The sequence below is a fragment of the Streptomyces sp. NPDC093510 genome, assembly GCF_040683555.1.
Lineage (GTDB): Bacteria > Actinomycetota > Actinomycetes > Streptomycetales > Streptomycetaceae > Streptomyces.
On sequence record NZ_JBFBEE010000010.1, the window covers coordinates 129,140 to 150,390 of the forward strand.

A 21,251-nucleotide genomic window follows, 5' to 3' on the forward strand; every position below is an offset into this window, starting at 1 on the left:
CGTTATGCGGCACAAAGACCAACATCTTGGTTCAAGTTGCGTCACGACCAGCGCGACCCGCCCCACCTATGAGCACCCTGGGCAGTCGCCAACGCGCATGGCGGTGCCACTCGCCGCAGACGCTCAAGGCGCCCCCAGACACCGCACCGGTGTAATCGCACCTCGCCGCTGGCGAACGCTGAGGCCCCCTGCCAGCACCAGGCCGACAGGGAGCCTCACGAGTCACATAGCTGTCACCAACACCGTTGACGCACCTGAACCACCAAGGCCAACCCTGCGCGAACAGCCTCGATTTGGACCACGTAGACGCCAGAAGACGGTTCTGCCTACCTGTGCCAGGTGGTACCCAGTGAGGCACCAAGGATCAGGACCGGGGCGTCTTCTGGCCCGTCGAAGCGGTATTGCAGGGTGTTCTTCGGCGTCTCACTCACCCGCCAGACCCTCTCATCTGTCACCTTCACACCCTCATCCGGGTCTGCCCCTGAACCCGGCACGCGGTCACGTACGCCCGGACGGTCCGCGCCGACCACGTCGTGGCGAGCGGCGAGGAACTCGCCGAGCTCGGCGGCGCGGATGTTCTGCTGGTGACGACCAATGCCTTCGACGTGGCAGAGAAGGCCAGGGCGGGGCTGCGGGTGAGCGGTCGTGTGGTCCTCAGCGGCCTGGACTTCAGCAAGCCGTTCTCCATCTCCTCCGAGGGCGTGCCGTTCCGCATGATGCGCCAGCAGGTCATCGGCTCCACCCATGGCGGCCAGCACTACCTCAGCGAGGTTCTGGACCTCGCCGCGAAGGGCAAGGTCAAGCCGATCCTGGAGACCTTCTCCCTGGATCAGGCCACCGAAGCCTACGACCGGCTCGCCTCGGGGAAGATGCGCTTCCGCGGAGTGTTCACCCCCCGCAGTCAACGGCTGAGCAGTAGCCGCCCAGGCCGGACGGCGGCGGCCCGCCACCGTCCGGCCTCTCGTGTTCCCCTCCGTGAAGCTAGGCAGGCTGTCATGCGTGAGTTGCACAACCTGTATGTGGACGGACGCTGGAGCGCACCGGTGGAGCACAGTGTCCTTGAGTTGAGTGATCCCGCCACCGGCCGGCCGAGCGGCCACGTCGCCCTGGGCGGTGTCGCCAACGTCGACCGGGCGGTCACCTCGGCCCGCCGCGCCTTCCCCGCGTTCGCTGCCACCACGGCCGCTGAGCGCGTGGATCTCTTGGAAGCCGTCGGCGCCGAGTACGCCCGCCGGGCCGAGGACATGGCACAGCCGTCACCGCCGAGCTGGGCTCCCCGCTGGCCCTCTCCCGCTCCCTGCACGTCTCCTCTGGCCAGTCCCAGTTCCACCATGCAGCCCAGGCTCTGCGCGACCTGGATCTGGTCGAACGACGCGGACGCACGTGGATCCGGCGGGAGCCGATCGGCGTGTGCGCGATGATCACGCCGTGGAACCATCCCGCCCTCCAGCCCGCCGGAAAGGTGGCCTCCGCCCTTGCCGCCGGGTGCACCATCGCCCTCAAACCAGCCCAGCTGACCCCGTATTCGGCCGTACTGCTGGCGGAGTTCCTGGAGGCGGCCGGGGTCCCCGCGGGGGTGTTCAACCTCGTCCTGGCCCGCGGCTCGGTCATTGGGGACACGCTGAACGCGCACCCGCAGATCGACATGATCTCCTTCACCGGCTCCGGACCGGTCGCGGTCGGCGTGGTGGCCGCAGCGGCCCCCACGGCCAAAAGAGTCGTCACGGAACTCGGCGGCAAATCACCGCAGATCGTGCTGCCCGACGCAGACCTGGACACCGCCGCGCACGCGGCGGTCCTGTACGCGCTGGGCAACAGCGGACAGACCTGCGGCGCAGCATCACGCACCCTGGTGCCACGTGAGTGCCTGGACGAATTCCTGACCGCCCTGATCACGGCAGTCGCGGGACTGAAAGTCGGCGCCCCCCGTGCGGAGGGCACCTTCATGGGGCCCGTCATCTCGGCCGGCCAGTGGGACACCGTCCAGGACTACATCCACCAGGGCATCGACGAAGGCGCCCGGCTCATCACCGGAAGCCCCGGCAAGCCCGAGCTGCCCGATGCGCTTGCAGGCGGGCATTTCGTCAAGCCCACGGTCTTCGCCGACGTCACCAACGACATGACCATCGCCCGCGAAGAAATCTTCGGCCCCGTCATGTCCGTCATCGCCTACGACAGCGTCGAGAGGACGCCATCAGCATCGCCAACGACTCCCCCTACGGCCTGTGCGGCTATGTCACCGGAACCGACGTGCGCCAAGCCCGCACGGTCGCGGAGAAGATGCGCACCGGCTACGTCCTGATCAACGACGCCGACTTCGACTTCAATACCTCTTGGGGCGGCTACAAGCAGTCCGGCAACGGCCGCGAATGGGCCGACTTCGGCATCGGCGAATACCTGGAGACCAAGTCCATCGTCGGAGTGGATACCTGACATGCCCCCGTTCCGCCCCAGACCCGCCTACGCCCCTGCCGGCGCCGCGTGGCGCCGGATCGTCAGCGCTTCCGTATCGGGCATCATGCGGCGCATGAGTGACTCCCACGCAACCAGCGCCGCCGGCCGGAGCAGTCTTTCGCACCGCCTGGTACCGATGACCGGCCGTGACCCGGAGGAACACGGCCGAGCCGCCTCACCACTTGAGCTGCTGTTCGACCTGACCTTCGTGGTCGCCGTCGGCACCGCGGCATCCCAGTTCGCCGAGATGCTCGCCGAAGGCCACGCCACCCACGCGATCACCGCGTTCGTACTGGCGATGTTCGCCATCAGCGTCGCCTGGATCAGCTTCAGCTGGTTCGCCTCCGCCTTCGCCACCGACGACTGGCTCTACCGCGCCCTGACGATGCTCCAGATGATCGGCGTCGTCGTCTTCTCCCTCGGCCTCCCGGCGATGTTCCACTCCCTCGAAGAGGGCGATCACCTCGAACTGCGGACCATGGTCATCGGCTACGTCGTGATGCGGATCGCGATGGTCGCGCAATGGTGGCGCGCGGCCCGGGAGTCTCCCCCCTTCCGCAAGGTCGGGACGGCCAACATCCGCTGGACCATGATCGCCCAGGCCGGATGGATCATCGTCGCTTTCACCGAGCCGCCGCTCGCCGCCGTGCTGGCCGCGTTCGCCGTGCTCGGAGTGCTGGAACTCGCGCTGCCGCTCCTCACCCAGGGCCGCGCGGGAGGGACCCCCTGGCACCCCCACCATGTCGCCGAACGCTACGGCCTGTTCGCCATCATCACCCTGGGCGAAGGCGTCGTCGGCACCATCGCCTCGTCCGGCGAACTCCTGGGCGGCGCGGACGGAACGCAGTGGAGCGCGAACGCCGTCGCCATCGTCGTCGCCGGAGTCGGTCTGACCTTCGGCATGTGGTGGGTGTACTTCACCACGCCCTTCGGCGACATCCTCACCCACCGCCGCAACCGCGGATACCTCTTCGGCTACGGACACATCCCCCTCTACATCGGCATCGCCGGAGCGGGGGCGGGGCTCCACGTGGCGGGGCTGCACCTGGAACACCACGCGAAGATCGGCGACGCCGCCGTCGTCCTGTCCCTGGCCCTCCCCGTCGGCCTCTACCTGCTGATGGTCTATCTCCTGCACACCCTGCTGCTCTCCACCGCCGACCGCTTCCACCTGCTGCTCATCGGCCTCACGCTCGCCGTGCTCGCCGCGGCGGTACTGCTGTCCGCGGCCGGTGTCGCCATCGCGGTGTGCCTGCTCATCGTCATGCTCGCCCCCTTCGTCACCGTGATCGGCTACGAGACAATCGGACACCGCCACCAGCAGCACATGCTGAACAGCGTCGCCGCACAAGGCCACTGACTTACCGTCGGAACACCGGGCACCAGCTGCTGCACAGTCGAAAACCGGTTCGTCCCCCGCACCCCCTACACCGACGCGGTCGACCAACAGGGCCCCACCAAAGGCACCCGATCCTGCTGGTTCACAGAAGTGAGGCACGACGAGGGCCGGGGCGACGGGAGGAAGACACCATCATCGCGCCCGCTCATGGATCCGAACGGGACCTGCCGGCGATCAGATCGAACCATTCCTGGTCGCACTGCCCCGGAACCATCCGCCCGGCCCGCCGCCAGGACGCAACGACAGCAGCGAAGATCGGCGGCTCGTCCGGCCGAACGACCAATTCACCAAACGCGTGAGCGGTTCTTCTCCTTCGCCCGGTCGGTGCTGAAGCCTCCTGCACAGTGGTCACGCCAGCTCAACGATCCCCCCGCCAATCGTCGGCACGGGGGGCCTCGACCGCACGTCACCCCACCGGGGGCCCAGCTGAGCCAGAGCACGACAGTTGTCACCATCAGCGGCACCAGACCTGCGGCATCAGGATGGCGCGAAGCACGGTCAGAGGGGAAAGACGCTCGCCGCTGCGGGTGGGCAGGCGATGAGAACGCACTCTCGCGGCGCATCCTCAAGGCCGCCTACCTTGGACCAGTGGCGCAGGCCAGCGGCCCTTCAACACACAGAACTTGACAGGGAACGGGCCTGGGAGGGCTCCACGGCCGTCGCCCATCACGAGTCCCTGCCCCTGCGCGCGATCTTCGACCCCGATGCCGAAGGCCGCGAGGCGAAGTGGACCTTCGCGGCCTACGAGACGCCGGTCAGCGACCGGCTTTGGCACGGCACGGCCACCGCCTCCGCGCCCACCGCGATCCTGAGCACCCTGCTCGACGCTCGACTCAGTAGCCACCGAGAACGCCTGGGGCAGCGGTCTCTCCCCCACCGCTCCCGAGACCGCCATCACCGAGGCGACCTGTCCGCTCACCGACGCGAAATGGAAGCACACCATCGACGGGCGCTACATCACCTGGGAGGCCCCAGGCCCCCAGGAAGCCTGGCATACAGTTCGACGCCTTCGCCGCCCAGAACGACAACCGTCTTCTTCCCACCTGGACCATCTGGGGCGGCCGCGCCGTCCATCAGCCGGCCTGGGCACTCCAGCTGACGGCGAACACCCCGGCGACCCTGGCGCAGTACCTCGCCTTCGAAATGGCCGAGGGCCAAGGCACCCGCCTCGTACGACCGGCAGCTGACGGCCCGGCGCTCCGCACCGCGCAAGCCCCGGCTCCGGCATCTTCGTCGCGGTGGGGGCGCTGTTCGTCGCCCTGAGCTTCACCCCGTAGCCACCTTGTACCGAGCCACACCCACCGGCCGCTTTCGGCCGCCTCCGCACGATCAGCTTCCGTCTCCCTGCCCTTCGGGCACCCTGGTCCCTCCACCACCGCAAGTAGCCCGCCCCCTCGCCCTGGCGAGCCGACCGGGCGGGTTCCGACGGCCGCAGGGCGACCGCGGCGCTCGGTGCAAGGTCGATATCCCCTACTTCAGAACACCCATGCCGACCGTCCAGACCAACGGCCGGATCACCTGCGCCGGGGGGCCTGGCAGGTCGTCGTCACGGGGGCCGCCACGGTGGACGGGAAGGCGGTTCCCATCAGTGCCATCGAAAACCTGGAGGTCAAGTGAGAGGTGCCGACGATGACCGTACGGCGTGCCACTGAACTCGAAGAGTTGCCGCTTCACCTCCTGTGGTCCGGACCTCATGTGGGAAGTCGAGGATCGCCAAGACCGACTTGGCACAGGCCAAGAGGTACGCGACGCACTCATGCTCGGACATCCGAAGCCGAATGGGCTCCGCCAGCCCTCCCCTGGGCTGTGGGTCTTGGACGAGGTGCTGCGTCACGAGCCGGGGCAATCCGTGGAAGTCACCCTCGACCGCCTTCGACGCTTCAAGGAGTTGACCGCTCGGAGTCTGACCGGGCAGACGAAGAAGGACTCCCCTGACTAGTAGAGCGTTTTGTCCCGGTGAAGGTGTTCGGTAAGCCGATCGAGGATGATGGCGGGGTGCTGGTTGAAGTCGAGGCGCTGCCCGTCCCATCGAAGCCCACGTCCGTCCGAGTCCGCTCGGCAGTGGGCACTGCTGTGGTGCTCTGGCAGGGGGCTCCTGAGGCAGTGGGGCGAGAACATCATGTCGAGTGGACTGTGGATCAGGGCATCGACTGGACGGGAAATGCCTGGCCGAGTTCAGTTTCCGCCCCTGCGCTGCAAGAAGATGGTGACCGCATCATCTTTCGTGGACGGCTGCGTCTCGCCGAAGACGGTGGGGCTGTCCTGGAAGTGGGCGGCGCGCTGATCCTGTTCGACCTCGCCGAAACGTCGCTGCCGGAAGGTGTCGACGGCTCGTGGGTCGAGGTCCATGTGGCGCAGGACCACGTCACTGTCTGGCCGTACGAGCTCTGACCTGCAGCGTGTCCCCGCCAGCTGGCCCCGGTTTTTTCGGGGTGACTGACGGGGTTCCGAAACACAAGGGCACCGACAGTCCGTCCCGCGAGTGTTCCGTAACCTTTGATCTTCTTGTCGGCGTCGGTGCCCTGGCTGGTCTCGACAACGTTGGCTATGTCGTCAGGCTCTGCGCGTCGACCACGGCCGCGGTGGGCTCCGCACTGCGGCGGGAAGTCGTGCCGCAGGTACTCCCACGGGATGCCAGTGCGGTGGACGTACAGGATCGACCAGGGCCCAGCGGGCGTCGGACACCTCACTGCGGTGCGGAAGTAGCGCCGGGCCGGGAGATGCCCGCCGTCCGCGCCGCCAGTGGCTGGGGGCGACGACTCGGTACGTGCATGTGCGCGACGAGCACAGTGGGCAGGCGTGGGTGCGGGCCGACGCGCGGGCGGGCGGCCGGCCGGGCCTTGGGGATGCGCCGGGATCTGGCCACGGCCGGTCTCGTGGAGTGCGGCTAGGAAGGCGCGGAGGCACTCTCCGACTCGTCGTCGAGCCTGGCCCCCTCGATGACGGCGTCGAGCAGGCCCGGGTAGCGGGCGTCGAGGTCCTCGCGGCGCAGGGACAGCAGGTTCTCCCGGCCTGAGGGCCGCTGCCGGATGACTCCGCTGTCGCGCAGGACGCGCCAGTGATGCGTCATGGTCGACTTGGACACACCGTCCAAGATGCTGCCGCAGTTGTGTTCCTCCCCGTCATTCAGGACACGAACGACGGTCAGACGCATGGGGTGACCCAGCGCGGTGAGGACGGCCTCGATCCGGATCTGATCGCGATCGGGGTGACGGGAGATCATTGTTCAACTGTACCGCGACAGTCGTCGCATATGACCTTTTGGGTAGGCGTGGTGGGCCCGTGCACTGCGCGGGTGAACGTGGGAAGCGCCCCGTCTTGCCGAGTCTTGCCGAGTCTTGCCGGGTCTTGCCGGGTCTTGCCGGGTCTTGCCTAAGTCGCAGTGAGAGATGCGACCCCATTGCGAACGCTACGACTGTACGTAAGGATACGAACAGTCGAACTCGCTGGGCTGCCCGCCCATGACCGAAGAAGGGCTGACCACTCATGTCCACTTCACCCACGCTGCCGACAGGCGCACCTGCCTCGAGGCCGCAACGACTGGGCTGGAGTCTGACGCTGCTGGCCCTGGCGCAGCTGATCTTCTCCCTCGACCTGAACATCGTCTTCGTGGCGCTGCCCGACATCGGCTCCGACCTCGGGTTCCCCGGACAGACGCAGCAACTGGTCGTCAGCGCCTACGTCGTCTGCGCGGGCGGATTCCTTCTGCTGGGCGGCCGCGCCGCCGACCTCCTCGGCCGTCGCCGGATCTTCGTCCTGGCCCTGACCATCTACGCCGTCTCGTCCCTGGCCGGCGGACTGGCCGAGAGCCCGGCAGTCATCATCGCCGCGCGCGCCGTTCAAGGCATCGGCGGCGCACTCCTGCTGCCCTCGACACTGTCGCTGATCAACACGCTGTTCGACGAGGGCCCCAAGCGCAACAAAGCCCTTGCCGTCTGGGGCGGCGCAGGAGCCAGCGGCCTGACCGCCGGAGCACTCCTCGGCGGCGTCCTCACCGAAAGCTTCGGCTGGCCCGCAGTCTTCTACGTCAATGTGCCGCTGGCCGGCGCCGTGGCCCTGGCCGCGCTCGCCGTCATCCCCCGTGACGCGCAGCGCACCGAGAAGCGCAAGTTCGACCTGCCCGGCGCACTGACCGCCACCGGCGGCTCCACACTCCTGGTTCTCGCCCTGGTCGAGGGGCCCGAGAGGGGATGGACCGACGCGGTCGTGATCGCCGCATTCGTCGTGGCCGTCATCCTGCTCGTCGCCTTCGCGGCGGTCGAGGCGCGCAGCAAGGATCCGCTGATGCCGTTCCGGCTCTTCCGCAACCGCAGCCTGAGCGTCGGCATCACGGTGACCTTCCTCTACATGGCCACCTTCGGCACCCTGCCGTACTTCCTGACCGTCCTGATGCAGAACGTCCACGGCTACAGCGCCCTGGAAACCGGACTGGCCTTCCTCGTCCCGTCCGTGGCCATCGCCACCGGTACCCAGCTCGGTGAACGTCTGACCACCCGCCTGGGCACCCGCACCACCCTGATCGCGGGCTTCGCCCTCGGAGCCGTCGGCACCGCCGCCCTCGTCCCGGGCTTCGACGCCGACGCCACCTACACGACCGCACTGCCGGGCCTGATCCTCTCCGGCATCGGCCAGGGAATCATCTGGACCGCCATGTGGATCGCCGCCTCCACCGGCGTCGCCCTCACCGAGCAGGGCATCGCCAACGGCATGGCCTCCACCACCCTCAACATCGGCAACGCCATCGGCCTGGCCGTCCTGACCGCCATCGCCGACGCCGGCACCGACGGCAAGGCAGGCGACGCCCTCAGGCATGCCACCGCCGACGGAGAATCCCTCGTCGTCCTGCTCACCGCCGCGGGCATGCTCGTCGGCCTCCTGATCACGCTCGGCCTGCCCCGCGAAACCGCCGCACCCACCCAGACCGCCGCAGGGGACTCCGCCCTTACGGCGCGGTGAGCAACTGAAAAGGGGACTCGGCCGGTCTTCGGCCGATGCCGAACAACTCCGCAACCGGCGGTCATGCTCGGACGAGACGGCCTCGGAAGTGCTGGGGTATCGGGGCGAAGCGGCAGGCCATAGTGACGGTGTCGGGGTTCGGGACAGTGAGGCGGTAGCGGGTGCACATCAGGTAGCACAGGGCCATCAGTTGGGAGGTGGCGATGTCTGCGCCGATGCACTTCTTCGGTGCCCAGCCGAAGGGTACGTAGCATGTCCGGTCGGCCGGGCCGTGCGGTGCCCCGGGCAGGAAGCGGTCGGGGTCGAAGGTGTCGGCCTGCTGCCAGAACCGGTGATCGCGATGGATCATGTGCGGGCTGACCAGGTAGTTCTGCCCTACCTCCAGCCGGGTGCCACTGAGGTCGGTCGAGACCCGTGCACGCCGTACCAGCAGGAGCGGCGGACTCCACATGCGCAGGACCTCTTTGACGAACCGGTGGGTGGCAGGGGCCGCCGTGCCCGGTGCCGCGCAGAACTCCTCCGGGTCCACGCTCCGCAGTTCGAGGGCGAGTTGCTCCGCCCACAGCGGGTTGCGGACGAATTCGTAGAGCACGCTCGCGGCCGCGGAGCCGGGTGGCCCGCCGATGGCGGTGAGTACGGCCGTGACGACGTCGAGGGCACGGTCCATGCCGAGGTCGGGGAGCATGTCGACGATCGGGTCGGTGAGGTCCGGTTCACGGGTGCGGCGGCCCGAGGCGCGGTCGCGCAGCACGCTTCGTACCACGAGACCGGCCCGGATCTGAACGGCGACGAACCGTGCGTGATGGCGCGGTCCCCGGCCGGGGTGGCGGTCGATGAGGCGCAACAGCTTCTGGTGCAAGTCCTGCGTGATCCGGGCTGATTCGCGGGTGGTGAGGCCGGACAGTACGACGGGCAGGATGGACTGCACGGCGATGTCCTGGGCGAGCAGGACGAGGTCGATGTCGTCACCGAGCCGGGCGTCGATGGCCCGTTCCATCCGTGTGATCATTTCGGCGGTGTGTTCCGCGGTGGTGAGCGTGTGCAGTTGGGTGAGCCAGGCAGTGCGTACGCGGGCCCACGGAACTTCGGTGCTGCGGCGGCGCCGGATCATGTCGACGAGCCGGTCGGTCATGACCAGGCCGTTCCAGTTCGCTCGGCTCACCAGGCGCGCCGCGGCCGGATCGAAGACGGCGAGCTGGCCGTCGTCCAGCCGGAAGATGCCGCCGTGGGCCGCGCTGCGCAGCCGCAGATCGTGCAGGAAGTCCTCACCGTGGAGCGGTGTGGTCATGGCACTGCCTCTCACGGCCGGTGTGGGCAGCCGCTGGTCGGGCACCGCCCACACCGATTCCGATCAGATGTGGTGGTAGAGGTACCAGAAGTGGTGCCCGCCGTAGCCGGACCGGATGTTGAGGACCGATTTGGCCGTGCGCACGAGCTTCCTCATGTCATTCACCTCCTCTCGGCGGTGGCTCGGCGGCGGCTCGGTGGCGCAGCTCCGCGGTGAAACGAGGCGGAGCCAGCGCGGGACCCACCTGGGGTCCGCCGCCGCTCGGTGTGATCGAGAGCTGCCAGTCGCGGGTGATGATGCGGATCAGGTCCTCCAGGAGCGTCATCGTCAAGGTCGCTCCGGCGCAGGCGTGCGGTCCGAACCCGAACGGCATGTACGCCGGTTCGCGTGGAGGTGCCGCCCAGCGACGCGGTACGAACTCGTTGGGGCGCTCCCAGTGCAGAGGGTTGCGGTGTACGAGGTACAGGCACACGTCCACCTCGTCGTCCGGGCCGGCCGTGACCGCGGCCAGCTCGTGTGTGCGGCACGGCGTGCGGGCGAACAGCCAGGCCACCGGCCACAGGCGCAGCGCCTCTCGGACGACCCACGCCGGTTCGTCGCCGGTGGTGTCCGGGTGCGTACCGGCGAGGTGGACCGACCAGCCGAGGGCAAAGCCGATCGATCCGACCGTGGCGAACAGGAACGACAGGTAGACCTCGGCCACCTGGCTGGGATCCGCCGACGACCCGGCGCCGATGACAGCGACGTCCAGCAGATCGCGAGGCGCGGGGTGACCGGCGCTGCGGCGTGCCTGAATGTTACGGATCAGGAGGCGCATCGCCCTGCGGCGGAATCGCAGCCGGGACAGGACCGCATGGCGCTCGCGCGCGCCGGCCAGTACCGCGCGGGCGATGATGTCGTCGACCACCGAGTGGAGTTCCGCGGGAGAGTCCGGGCGCAGGAGCACGTCCCGCAGATGCTCGTGGATCAGCAGGTTGCCCGCGTCCGGCCAGGTGCTGGTGGGTGTGAGCCGCGTACCGACCAGGCGGGGCAGGTCTGCGCGCCGGGCGTCCAAGTGGCGGCGTATCAGATCACGTGCGGCGCGCCCGATCTCGACTTGGGCTTCTCTGGGGCCGAAGACCCCGGCGCGGGTGTGGAAGAAGTCGGACGACTCCTTGAAAGCGCCCTGCCGATTGCCCAGCACGTCACGGGCCACGTGCGGGCTCGCCACGCAGATCCGGCCGGACGCCGAGCGCCACACATCCTGGTTGCCTTCGAACTCTGTCACCAGGAATTGCAGTGGATCATGCTGCCAGGCGGCTGCGCCGCGGTGCCGTCGAACTGCTCTGCCCTCGGCCGGCCGGGCCATGGCATCCCCCTCGATGGAGCAGGTGGCCAGGAGCGCACAGACGGCTGGCCGAGCCCGGCTCGCGGGGCCTTCGCACCCCGACGGCGCAGGATGGCTCGACAGACACCCTCCTCCCCAGGGGGCGTCCTGTGAAGTCGCCGGCCAGACCCGGCACGCCAGAGTTCCCTACGTTGTTCGATGGCAGGGAACGCGGGATCGTCGCGCGCTGCCACGTCCGGGTCCGGCAGGCAGGCAGGCCGGCCGGCCTGCCTGCCTGCCTGCCTGCCGTGAAACCTGTCCGAATTTTCCGTTTGCCCGGTTTCCGAAAGGGAGTTGGCTGGGCGATGACCGCAGGCTTCACGGAAGCACTGGAGGGCTCATGACCAACCGCATCGAACAGCCGCGAAAGCTGGACCTTGTCGGTGACCCGGTTCTCATAGCCGGGACCGGCACCGGACACGAGGCCACCCTGCACTACCGCGTCGGCGACGGCCACGACGAGGTGACGGGGCACTTCAATGCCGGGGGCGGGACGGGGGAACACGGCCAGTTCCAAATCCGTGCGGACGTGAGCCGTGCGCACTTCGCATCCGACCAACTGCTCATCCAGGTGTTCGAGAAGAGCCCCAAGGACGGCAGCGAGATCAACGTGGTGACCGTGGCTGCCCTGTACGGGCCACGCATCGTCGCCGGCTACTACGGCTATCGCGAACACAAGGTGGTCAAGGGCGACACCCTGTCGGGGCTGGCGAAGGCGCACTACGGGGACGCGTCCCAGTACAAGCGCATCCAGCGGGCCAACCCGGACCAGATAAGTGACCCCGACAAGATCACGCCGGGGCAGGTGCTGCGCATCCCCATCGGATCCTGAGCCGTTCGTGTCGCCTGCTCGGGGGCCGTCGTACGGCATCCGCCTACGGGACTCCGCGCACGAACCTGAGGGCAGGAAGACCTGAGGGTGCGCTGAAGGTGCAGGTCGTGCTGCGGAGGGTGCTCGCCGGAGTCGACGGACCCGCGTCCCCGGCGGTGAGGTGTTCCTGGGCGGTGAGGCGTTCCTGGGCGGTGAGCAGGCTCACCGGGTTCTCGTCGGGACGGCGGGGCTGTTCGCCGGTGACCCGGAGTTCGCGGGTGGCCCGTTCGGCGAGGGCGCGGGCTCCCAGGGCTCCCGCGGCCGTCAACAGGTCGTGGGCGGCGCCCAGTTCGGCACGGGCCTCGGCGCGGCGATTCTCCCGGCGCAGCCATTCCCCGTACGTCAGGCGGGTCCGGGCGTACAGCACGGTTCGGATGGCGCAAAGAACCCGGTCGGCCCGGACCGCAAGGGGTAGGGACTGCTCCATGACCGCACAGACCCCACAGAGCCCGCAGAGCCCTCAGACCCCGCAGCCCGCACAAACCCCGCCCGCCGCCCCGCCGCACCTCGATGCCGAGGCCCTCGAACGCCTCGTCCCCATGGTCGCCGCGGTCGACGCGCTGGAGGCCGTCCTCGCCGCCGGGCTCGATCCGGAGGCGGAGCCGGCCCGAGGGGTCGTGGACGTGCCCGGCGGTCAGCTGCTGATGATGCCGTCGGCGACGGCGTCGTACACCGGCGTGAAGATCGCCACGGTCACGCCGGGCAACGCGGACCGCGGCCTCCCCCGCATCCAGGGCCTGTATCTCCTCCTGGACGGGGTGACCCACACCCCGCTGGCGCTCCTCGACGGGATCGCGCTGACGTCGCTGCGCACGCCGGCGCTCTCCGGGGTGGCGGTCCGGCACCTGGCGGTCCCGGATGCCGAACGGCTCGTCGTCTTCGGGACGGGGCCGCAGGCCTGGGGGCACGTCGAAGCGGTACGTGCGGTACGTCCGGCACTACGTCACGTCGACGTCGTCGCGCGGAACGCCGACCGGGTGGCGGCCTTCGTCGACCGGTGCCGTGCCGCGGGGCTCGCGGCCGCCGCGGCGACACCGGAGGCCGTGGCCCACGCGGACGTGGTCTGCTGCTGCACCACGGCCCGCGAGCCGCTGTTCGACAGTTCCCTGCTGCCCGGCCACGCGACGGTCGCCGCGGTCGGCTCCCACGAGCCGGACGCCCGTGAGGTCGACGCCCCGCTCGTGGGCCGCGCCACGGTGGTGGCCGAGTCCCGCGAGGTGGCGGTGCGGGAATGCGGCGACCTGGTCCTCGCGGCGGCCGAAGGAGCTTTCGACATGGCGCGGCTGCACACGCTGGACGCCCTGGTCCGGGGCGGCGTGCGGGCGGCCGAGGGCCGGCCCCGGCTGTTCAAGTCGGCGGGCATGGCGTGGGAGGACCTGGCGGTGGCGGCGGCCGCGTACGAAAGGTGGGCGGCCGCCGGGTAAGTGTCTCGGCGCGTGCCTCAGGCCCTGACCGTCACCGCGTGCCGCAGCACCGCGTCGAACAGGTACCCCTGCGTGTTGTGCGTCGTCGTCTGCGGCTGGGTGCGGCCCGTGGAGTCCGTGGCGCGGCAGAGGAGTTCGGCGGGGCCGGACCCGCGGGGTGTCCACGGGATCGACCAGCGGGTCCACGAGCCGCGCCGCGCGTGGTCGTGGAGACGGGCCGGCCGCCAGGACGCGCCGCCGTCCGTGCTGACCTCTACCCGGGTGACCGCGCCCGAGGCCGACCAGGCGCGGCCGGTGAGCCGGTGGCGTGTGTGTGCGGACAGGGTCGCGTTCCAGGGGAGTTCGAAGGCCGACTTCAGGGTCTGGCGGGTCAGCGGGGCGCTGCCCTCGGGCGGGTACGCGTCGCCGTACAGGCGGTAGAAGTCCGTGTTCCAGGGCGAGTAGAGGGGCGTGGTCGAGACCTCGATGTCGCCCAGCCACTTGATCGAGGAGATGCCCACCCAGGACGGGGCGAGCAGGCGGACCGGGAACCCGTGGTCGGGAGGGAGGGGCGCGCCGTTCATCTCATACGCGAGGAGGACGTCGTCCAGTGCCTTGGAGATCGGCATGGGACGGCGTACGCGCCCGTAGTTCGTGCCGTCCGGCATGACGAGCTCGTCGTCGAGGCCGCGCGGCATCACGTCCACCGCCCGGCGGGAGAGGCCCGCCCCGCGCAGGACGTCGGAGAGGCGCGCCCCGCGCCAGCGGGCCGTGCCGATGGCGCCGGTGTTCCAGGGGGTGCCGGACACGGGCTGGTTCTGCAGGGTCCTGAAGAAGCTCCTGGCGTTGCCCGCACACTCGACGAACGCCGTGCGCGTCACCGGGGGGAGGCTCTTCAGGTCCGCGAGGGTGAACTGCCGGCCCGCGCCCGTCAGTCCGTCGCCCCAGATCCGCAGCTTCCAGGCCGCCGCGTCCAGCCGCGGGGTCCTCGTGTGGTTGCGTACGAAGAAGTGCGAGACGGGGGTGGTGAAGCCGGTGTCCGCGAGGGCTTCGAAGCGGGTCTCCGCGTTCGTGCCGTGGAGCGTGAACAGCTCCGGGGGCAGCGGTTTGACGATGCCCTGCCCCGCTGTGACGCCCTGCCCCGCCGTGACGCCCTCTCCTACCGTGACACCCTCCCCCACCGTGACGCCCTCTCCTACCGCGACGCCCTCCCCCACCGCACCCGCCCGGGACGCCGACAGGCCGACGGGCAGTGTGGAGGCCAGGCCCGCGGCGGCGGCGAGCCGCAGGATGTCGCGGCGGGCCACCCCTTCGGCGCGGGCCCGCCCTGCCCACCACTGGTTGAATCTGCGTCTGTCGTACGACGCCTCTGATTCCGTGCTTCCGGTCATGGCCACACGGTAGGAGGCGCCGCCGACGACGACCGGAAAACCGATCCGGTCGACCGGATTCAGGGTGTCGTGGTCGACACCACGTAGACCATCGGGTGCTGCGCGTTCGAGCGGTCCACGACCACGTCCTGCGTGGGCTTCGGGTCGTCCTGCTCGTGGGTGAGGCCGGACCAGGGCCCCGGGCCCGTGAACTCCCAGCCGACGACCTTCTGGTCACGCTTGCTGATGGTGATGTCGTTCGGCTTGAGGGCGCCCTCGACGGTGCCGATCTGCTTGAGGAACTTCCGCAGGCCCTCGTTGCTGGTGAGGAACTGGACGTAGAGACGGCTGGTGCGCCAGTTGTTCGTCTCGTAGTAGGCGACCTCGTCCGAGTACGGCTGGACCGGCACGTCGTACAGGCGGCGCTGCACCTTGGAGGGCCAGCCCGCGGTGAGGCCCGTCGCGGAGTACTTGTCCTCCTTGTCGCGGCCGCTGTTGCGGCTCTGGTTCGCGGAGATCACCAGATAGCCGGCGGGCACGCCGATGAGCAGCACGATGATGATCGCCGTCAGCCAGCGGCGGCGGAGCATATGGCTGCGGTCCTCGGTCTTGCGGGCCTTGCCCCCCTCCCGGTCCGGCGGCTTCGGGGCGCCGGGGCGGTCCGGGGACGAGGGCTGGCGGGGCACGGTCATCTACTGGGTTCCCTGGGATGTGCGGTCGTCGGCGCGGCGCGCCTCGGCGTAGCGCTCGTAGCGTTCGTAGCGCTCCACGCGGCGCCGGTTGGCGCGGCGGAAGCGGCGGGCGACGAGCCTGGCCAGATCGGCGGCGCCGACCATGCCGGCCTCGGGGCCGAGCTGGGCGCGGGCGATGCGGGCCTCGGGGCGGTAGCCGCGGCCGGTCAGATGGCGGCGGAAGGCGTCGCGGGCCGGGCCGATCAGGAGGTCGTCGGCGGCCGAGACGCCGCCGCCGATCACGAAGCAGGACGGGTCGAGCGCGGCCGCGAGGTTCGCGATGCCGACGCCGAGCCACTGGCCGATGTCCTGGAGGAGCTCGACGCACATCGCGTCGCCCTCGCGGGCCAGCTCCGTGATGAGCGGGCCCGTGATGTCGGGGACGTTGCCCTTGACGCGCTCGATGATGCCGTACGCGACCGGGGAGTCGGCGGCGGCGAGCTCGCGGGCCTCACGGACCAGCGCGTTGCCGGAGCTGTACTGCTCCCAGCAGCCGCGGTTGCCGCACGGGCAGCGGTGGCCGCCCGGGACGACCTGCATGTGCCCGAACTCGCCGGCCACACCGAACTTGCCGCGCTTGACCTGGCCGTCCTCCAGGATCGCGCCGCCGATGCCGGTACCCAGCGTGATCATGACGAGGTGGTCCTCGCCGCGGCCCGCGCCGAACCGCCACTCCGCCCACGCGGCGGTGTTCGCGTCGTTGTCCACCATGACGGGGACCGCGAGGCGGCCGGAGATGCGGTCGCGGAGCGGCTCGTTGCGCCAGGACAGGTGCGGGGCGAACAGGACGCGGTTGCGGTCCGCGTCGACCCAGCCCGCCGCGCCGATGCCGACCGCGTGCACGTCGTGCCGGTCGGAGAGGTCCAGGACCAGCTCGATGATCGTGTCCTCGACGACGCGGGGACTCTTCGACTTGTCCGGGGTCTCCGTGCGGAGGGTCTCCAGGATGTTGCCGTCGGGGTCGACGACGCCCGCCATCACCTTCGTACCGCCGATGTCGATGCCGACGGTGTTGACGCGGGGCGCCGTCAGATGGGATCGGCGTTCACGCGTGCCCACGGTCCGCAGGACGGTGGCTCGTGCGGAGCCGCGGTGCGCGAGGTCGCGGTAGGTGCTCATTGCGGCGATTCTGCCTCAACCTCGCGGGGGCGCGCACAACGGGGACCCCGGGGCGGGGTCCCCAGAGGCGCCGGGAACCGCGCGAGCAACCACGAAGAAGCCGCGGTCGCGACTGCCGGGATCTCGGCAGACGCGACTGCGGCTTTTCCTGGGCTGGTCGCGCAGTTCCCCGCGCCCCTGACACAGCCGTCCCCAGCCGTCCCCAGCCGTCAGGCTGAACCGCGGCCCTGGAGGGCCTAACGGCCCTCCAGTTCGTGACGGAGGTCGTCGAGTTCGGAGCCGCCCGCCATCTCGCGGGTCAGGTCGTCGAGGGTGATCTCCTCGCGGGCGTAGGAGCCGGACATCGCTCCTCGCTTGAGGAGGACGAACCGGTCGCCGACCAGGTACGCGTGGTGCGGGTTGTGCGTGATCAAGACCACGCCGAGGCCCGCGTCCCGCGCCGCGGCCACGTACTTCAGGACGACGCCGGACTGCTTGACGCCGAGCGCCGCGGTCGGCTCGTCGAGGACGAGGACCTTCGCGCCGAAGTGGACGGCGCGCGCGATCGCCACGCACTGGCGCTCACCGCCGGAGAGCGTGCCGATGGGCTGGTCCACGTCGCGCAGGTCGATGCCCATGCGGAGCAGCTCCGCGCGGGTCGTCTCGCGCATCAGGTCGACGTCCATGCGGCGGAACGGGCCCGCGCCCTTCGTCGGCTCGGAGCCGAGGAAGAAGTTCCGCCAGACCGGCATGAGGGGGACCACGGCGAGGTCCTGGTAGACCGTGGCGATGCCCAGGTCGAGGGCCTCGCGGGGCGAGCCGAGGCGCGTGTCCTCGCCCTCGATGCGGAAGGCACCCGCGTCGTGCTTGTGCAGCCCTGCGATGATCTTGATGAGGGTGGACTTGCCCGCGCCGTTGTCGCCGAGCACGCAGGAGATCTCCCCCGCGTGCACTTCGAGGGAGACGCCTTCGAGGGCGCGGATGTTGCCGTAGTACTTGCTGACGTCGTCGAGCTCGACGAGCGGCGTGCGCTCCTCGCCCTCCGGTACGGCGTCGCTCTTCGCCAGGTCCGTGGTCACTTCGTCGCCTTCGCGGGTCATTTCGTCGCCTCCGCGCGCTTGCGGACCCAGTGGTTGAGCAGGGTCGCGAGGAGCAGCATCACGCCGAGGAAGAACTTGAACCAGTCGGAGTTCCACTCGGCGAACACGATGCCCTTGCTGACCATGCCGAAGATCAGCGCGCCGACGGCCGCGCCGACCGCGGAGCCGTAGCCGCCGGTGATGAGGCAGCCGCCGATGACGGCCGCGACGATGTAGATCAGTTCGTTGCCGACGCCCTCGCCGGACTGCACGGTGTCGTACGAGAACAGCAGGTGCTGGCCGGAGATCCAGGCGCCGAAGGCGACGCCCATGTAGAGGCCGATCTTCGTCGCGGCGACCGGGACGCCGACCGCGCGGGCCGCGTCCTCGCCGCCGCCGACCGCGAAGATCCAGTTGCCGACGCGGGTGCGCAGCAGGATCCAGGTGGCGACCACGATCAGGGCGAGCCACCAGAGGATCGTGACCTTGAAGTCGACGCCGCCGATGGTGATCGTCGAGGCGAAGACCTCCTTGGCGGAGGAGAAGCCCTCCATGTCGGCGATCGACTTGGTGGAGACCGTGCCGCTGATCAGCTTGGTGAAGCCGAGGTTCATGCCGGTCAGCATCAGGAACGTGCCGAGCGTGATGATGAAGCTCGGCGGGTCCGTGCGGGTCAGCATCACGCCGTTGAAGACGCCGATGGCGAGGGTGACGAGCAGCGAGACGCCGACGCCGACCCAGACGTTCGCCGTCATCTGGTAGCTGAACATCGAGGAGACGAGGGCGGACGTCGTCACGAGGACGCCCGCCGACAGGTCGAACTCGCCGCCGATCATCAGCAGCGCCACCGGCACCGCCATGATCCCGAGGGTGGAGGCGGCGTACAGGACCGTCGCGAGGCTGTTGGCCTGGAGGAAGCTGTCCGCGACGAACGAGAAGAAGAGGAAGACGGCGACGGCGCCGACGACCGAGCCGAGCTCGGGGCGGCCCATCAGCTTCTTCAGCGGCGAGGTCTTCACGAGACGCTCGTCGGTCTTGGTGTCCGGGGCGGGCGCGGGTGCTGTCGCGGTCATCGGGTCCCTCGAATCGCGTAGTCCTCCAGCTCGTCGGCCTGGTCCTTGGTGACGATCTGCGGGCCGGTGAGGACGGGCTTGCCGCCGCCGAGGACGTCGGCGTTGTACTTGTACAGCCACAGCAGGTCGACGGCCTGGTAGCCCTGGAGGTAGGGCTGCTGGTCGACGGCGAAGCCGAGGTCGCCGGCCTTGAGGCCCGCGGCGACCTTCTCGTTGAGGTCGAAGGTGTCGACCTCGGCCTTGCTGCCCGCGCTGTCCGCGGCCTTCACGGCGGTGTCCGCGAAGGGCGCGCCGAGCGTGACGACCGCGTCGATCGACTTGTCGGTCTGGAGGCGGGCCTCGATGGAGGACTGCACGTCCGGCATGTTGGTGCCGGTCACGTAGAGGTTCTGCAGCTTGCCGTCGAAGGTCTTCTTGGCGCCCTCGCAGCGCTGCTCGTGGCCGACGTTGCCCTGCTCGTGCAGGATGCAGAGCGCCTTCTTCTTGCCGCGCTTGTTGAGCTCCTCGCCGACGGCCTCGCCCGCGATCGTCTCGTCCTGGCCGATGTGGGTGAGGGCGCCGAACTCCTTGGACTCCGCGGAGCCGGAGTTCACGGTGATCACCGGGATGCCGGCCTTCTTCGCGCGGGCCAGGGCGCCCTTCATCGCGTCCGGCTTGGCCAGCGTGACAATGATCCCGTCGACCTTCTTGTCGATGTAGGAGTCCACCAGCTGGGCCTGCTGCTGGGCCTCGTCGTCGTGGGCGTACAGGAACTTGATGTTGTCCTTGATCGCCGCCTGCTTGGCGCCGTTCTGGACGATGTCCCAGAACGTGTCGCCGTCGCCCGAGTGGGTCACCATGCCGAAGGTCCAGCGCGGCGTGTTCACCGCGGCCTTCCCGCCCGCCGCTGCCGCCTTGCGGGCGTCCTCCGCGCGCTTGCCGCCGGTACTGCTGCATCCGGTCAGTCCCGCGGTCACGCCGAGCACCGCCACCAGCACGGCGCCCACCGCGCGTACCCCTGTCTTCACCCTTGTCACGACGCCGTGCCCTTCTTGCTCTACTGCTCTGTGCGGCCGGTCCGGATCCCCGGCCCCAGCCGCCCAAGTATCGACCACGCGGATCACGCGTGTGTTCATCGGGTACCGCGAGCGGTGTACTTCTCCAGCTTCGGCACGTCCTTCCCTGTGACGATGGCGGGCCCGGTGAGGACGGGCTTGCCGCCTCCCAGGACGTTGGCGTTCGTCTTGTAGAGCCACAGCAGGTCGACGGCCTGGTAGCCCTGGAGGTAGGGCTGCTGGTCGACGGCGAAGCCGACCTCCTCGGCCTTGAGCCGCTTGACGACCTCGGCGTTCAGGTCGAAGGTGTCGACCTCTGCCTTGCTGCCCGTGTCCTTCTTCGCCTTCACCGAGTACGCCGCGATGGGCGCGCCGAGCGTGACGACGGCGTCGATGTCCTTGGTGGCCTGCAGCTTCGCGCTGATGGAGGACTCGGAGGCGGGCGCGTTGGTCCCCTCGACGTTCAGGTTCTCCACCGACCCGCCGAAGCTCTTCTTGACGCCGGCGCAGCGCTGTTCGAGCGAGACATTGCCCTGTTCGTGGATGACGCAGAGCGTCTTCTTCTTGCCCCGCCTGTCGAGCTCGTCGCCGACGGCCTCGCCCGCCACGGACTCGTCCTGGCCGATGTGGCTGAGCGCGCCGAACTTCTCCGAGAACTCGCCGCCGGCGTTGATCGTGACGACCGGGATGCCCGCGGCCCCGGCCTTGGACAGGACGGACCGCATCGCCTCGGGCTTGGCCAGGGTCACGACGATCCCGTCGACCTTCTTGTCGACGAAGGACTGGACGAGCTCGGCCTGGCCCTTGGCCTCTTTGTCGTTGGCGTAGAGGAATTCGACGTTGTCCTTGCGGGCCGCCTGCTTGGCGCCGCTGCGGACGATGTCCCAGAAGGTGTCGCCCTCGCCCGAGTGGGTGACCATCGCGATCTTGAGGCGGGGCGTGTCCACCCCTTTGCCGCCCCCGCCGCCGTCCCCGGACCCGTCCTCGTCGTCCTTGCCGCCGGAGCCGCTGCAGCCGGCCGCGAGCGCGATCACCGCCAGACAGGCCGTGACGCCCTTCGCCGTGCGGGATGTGCGCATGGTGGACCACCCCTCTTCTCCCGGCCGCCTCGGTGCGGCTGGGGGAGTTC

20 protein-coding genes and 2 pseudogenes are annotated in these 21,251 nt (G+C 69.5%); 10 read left to right on the top strand and 12 right to left on the bottom strand.

Translation table 11 applies throughout. The annotated features are described in order from the left end of the window. Positions 1-332: 332 nt before the first annotated feature. Positions 333-431 (bottom strand): annotated as a pseudogene (locus tag AB0N81_RS17855) (3-oxoadipate enol-lactone hydrolase); the annotation flags it as partial. Between the two features lie 102 nt (positions 432-533). On the opposite strand from AB0N81_RS17855, the pseudogene AB0N81_RS17860 reads away from it, so the two are divergent. The 7 genes and pseudogenes from AB0N81_RS17860 to AB0N81_RS17890 form a co-directional block, all read left to right on the top strand. Then, a pseudogene (locus tag AB0N81_RS17860) lies at positions 534-1,241 on the top strand (aldehyde dehydrogenase family protein); the annotation flags it as partial. A 56-nt stretch (positions 1,242-1,297) separates the two neighbouring features. Continuing rightward, complete coding sequence (locus AB0N81_RS17865; protein WP_365359493.1) at positions 1,298-2,302, top strand: aldehyde dehydrogenase family protein; 1,005 nt, start codon at positions 1,298-1,300, stop codon at positions 2,300-2,302. Further along, positions 2,224-2,433 carry an aldehyde dehydrogenase family protein gene (locus AB0N81_RS17870; protein WP_365359495.1) on the top strand — a complete coding sequence of 70 codons (210 nt, stop codon included), beginning with the start codon at positions 2,224-2,226 and terminating at the stop codon, positions 2,431-2,433. Before AB0N81_RS17865 ends, AB0N81_RS17870 begins: the two co-directional genes overlap by 79 nt. Positions 2,434-2,527: 94 nt before the next feature. Beyond that, a complete protein-coding gene (locus AB0N81_RS17875) occupies positions 2,528-3,814 on the top strand; it encodes a low temperature requirement protein A (protein WP_365359207.1) in 1,287 nt (428 codons plus the stop codon). Between the two features lie 577 nt (positions 3,815-4,391). Continuing rightward, entirely contained in the window at positions 4,392-4,952 is a 561-nt protein-coding gene (locus AB0N81_RS17880; protein WP_365359209.1) for a DUF317 domain-containing protein, read from the top strand. Next, the gene (locus AB0N81_RS17885; RefSeq protein ID WP_365359497.1) at positions 4,847-5,116 is read left to right on the top strand and encodes a DUF317 domain-containing protein; all 270 of its coding nucleotides are present in this window, start codon (positions 4,847-4,849) and stop codon (positions 5,114-5,116) included. Before AB0N81_RS17880 ends, AB0N81_RS17885 begins: the two co-directional genes overlap by 106 nt. 693 nt (positions 5,117-5,809) lie before the next feature. After that, positions 5,810-6,244 carry a hypothetical protein gene (locus tag AB0N81_RS17890; RefSeq protein WP_365359211.1) on the top strand — a complete coding sequence of 145 codons (435 nt, stop codon included), beginning with the start codon at positions 5,810-5,812 and terminating at the stop codon, positions 6,242-6,244. Positions 6,245-6,740: 496 nt separating this feature from the next. Here AB0N81_RS17890 and AB0N81_RS17895 read toward each other — a convergent pair whose 3' ends face one another. Further along, positions 6,741-7,076 (bottom strand): helix-turn-helix transcriptional regulator, encoded by a 336-nt coding sequence (locus tag AB0N81_RS17895; protein WP_365359213.1) that lies wholly within the window; start codon positions 7,074-7,076, stop codon positions 6,741-6,743. Between the two features lie 263 nt (positions 7,077-7,339). Here AB0N81_RS17895 and AB0N81_RS17900 point away from each other — a divergent pair, with 263 nt between their 5' ends. Then, positions 7,340-8,809 carry an MFS transporter gene (locus AB0N81_RS17900; protein ID WP_365359215.1) on the top strand — a complete coding sequence of 490 codons (1,470 nt, stop codon included), beginning with the start codon at positions 7,340-7,342 and terminating at the stop codon, positions 8,807-8,809. A 61-nt stretch (positions 8,810-8,870) separates the two neighbouring features. Here AB0N81_RS17900 and AB0N81_RS17905 read toward each other — a convergent pair whose 3' ends face one another. After that, positions 8,871-10,097: a cytochrome P450 gene (locus tag AB0N81_RS17905; RefSeq protein ID WP_365359217.1), complete on the bottom strand. Its 1,227-nt coding sequence runs from the start codon at positions 10,095-10,097 to the stop codon at positions 8,871-8,873. A 157-nt stretch (positions 10,098-10,254) separates the two neighbouring features. Further along, entirely contained in the window at positions 10,255-11,364 is a 1,110-nt protein-coding gene (locus tag AB0N81_RS17910; RefSeq protein ID WP_365359219.1) for a cytochrome P450, read from the bottom strand. Between the two features lie 439 nt (positions 11,365-11,803). Between AB0N81_RS17910 and AB0N81_RS17915 the strand changes: the two genes are divergently transcribed. Next, positions 11,804-12,295, top strand: coding sequence for a Gmad2 immunoglobulin-like domain-containing protein (locus AB0N81_RS17915; protein WP_365359221.1), 492 nt, complete (start codon positions 11,804-11,806; stop codon positions 12,293-12,295). A 43-nt stretch (positions 12,296-12,338) separates the two neighbouring features. Here AB0N81_RS17915 and AB0N81_RS17920 read toward each other — a convergent pair whose 3' ends face one another. Next, positions 12,339-12,701, bottom strand: coding sequence for a hypothetical protein (locus tag AB0N81_RS17920; protein ID WP_365359525.1), 363 nt, complete (start codon positions 12,699-12,701; stop codon positions 12,339-12,341). 58 nt (positions 12,702-12,759) lie between these two features. Here AB0N81_RS17920 and AB0N81_RS17925 point away from each other — a divergent pair, with 58 nt between their 5' ends. Further along, positions 12,760-13,758, top strand: a complete 999-nt coding sequence (locus AB0N81_RS17925; RefSeq protein ID WP_365359223.1) for an ornithine cyclodeaminase family protein — start codon at positions 12,760-12,762, stop codon at positions 13,756-13,758. A 17-nt stretch (positions 13,759-13,775) separates the two neighbouring features. On the opposite strand, the gene AB0N81_RS17930 is transcribed toward AB0N81_RS17925, so the two are convergent. The 7 genes from AB0N81_RS17930 to AB0N81_RS17960 form a co-directional block, all read right to left on the bottom strand. After that, positions 13,776-15,128: a molybdopterin-dependent oxidoreductase gene (locus AB0N81_RS17930; RefSeq protein WP_365359225.1), complete on the bottom strand. Its 1,353-nt coding sequence runs from the start codon at positions 15,126-15,128 to the stop codon at positions 13,776-13,778. A 59-nt stretch (positions 15,129-15,187) separates the two neighbouring features. Further along, the gene (locus AB0N81_RS17935) at positions 15,188-15,799 is read right to left on the bottom strand and encodes a sugar kinase (RefSeq protein ID WP_365359227.1); all 612 of its coding nucleotides are present in this window, start codon (positions 15,797-15,799) and stop codon (positions 15,188-15,190) included. After that, a complete protein-coding gene (locus AB0N81_RS17940) occupies positions 15,800-16,957 on the bottom strand; it encodes an ROK family glucokinase (protein ID WP_365359229.1) in 1,158 nt (385 codons plus the stop codon). Positions 16,958-17,193: 236 nt separating this feature from the next. Then, a complete protein-coding gene (locus tag AB0N81_RS17945; RefSeq protein WP_365359231.1) occupies positions 17,194-18,036 on the bottom strand; it encodes an ATP-binding cassette domain-containing protein in 843 nt (280 codons plus the stop codon). Continuing rightward, the gene (locus AB0N81_RS17950; RefSeq protein ID WP_365359233.1) at positions 18,033-19,088 is read right to left on the bottom strand and encodes an ABC transporter permease; all 1,056 of its coding nucleotides are present in this window, start codon (positions 19,086-19,088) and stop codon (positions 18,033-18,035) included. Before AB0N81_RS17950 ends, AB0N81_RS17945 begins: the two co-directional genes overlap by 4 nt. Beyond that, positions 19,085-20,104: a sugar ABC transporter substrate-binding protein gene (locus tag AB0N81_RS17955; protein ID WP_365359235.1), complete on the bottom strand. Its 1,020-nt coding sequence runs from the start codon at positions 20,102-20,104 to the stop codon at positions 19,085-19,087. The genes AB0N81_RS17950 and AB0N81_RS17955 overlap by 4 nt, the downstream gene beginning before the upstream one ends. Before the next feature lie 95 nt (positions 20,105-20,199). Beyond that, positions 20,200-21,201: a sugar ABC transporter substrate-binding protein gene (locus AB0N81_RS17960; RefSeq protein WP_365359237.1), complete on the bottom strand. Its 1,002-nt coding sequence runs from the start codon at positions 21,199-21,201 to the stop codon at positions 20,200-20,202. Between the last annotated feature and the right edge of the window lie 50 nt (positions 21,202-21,251).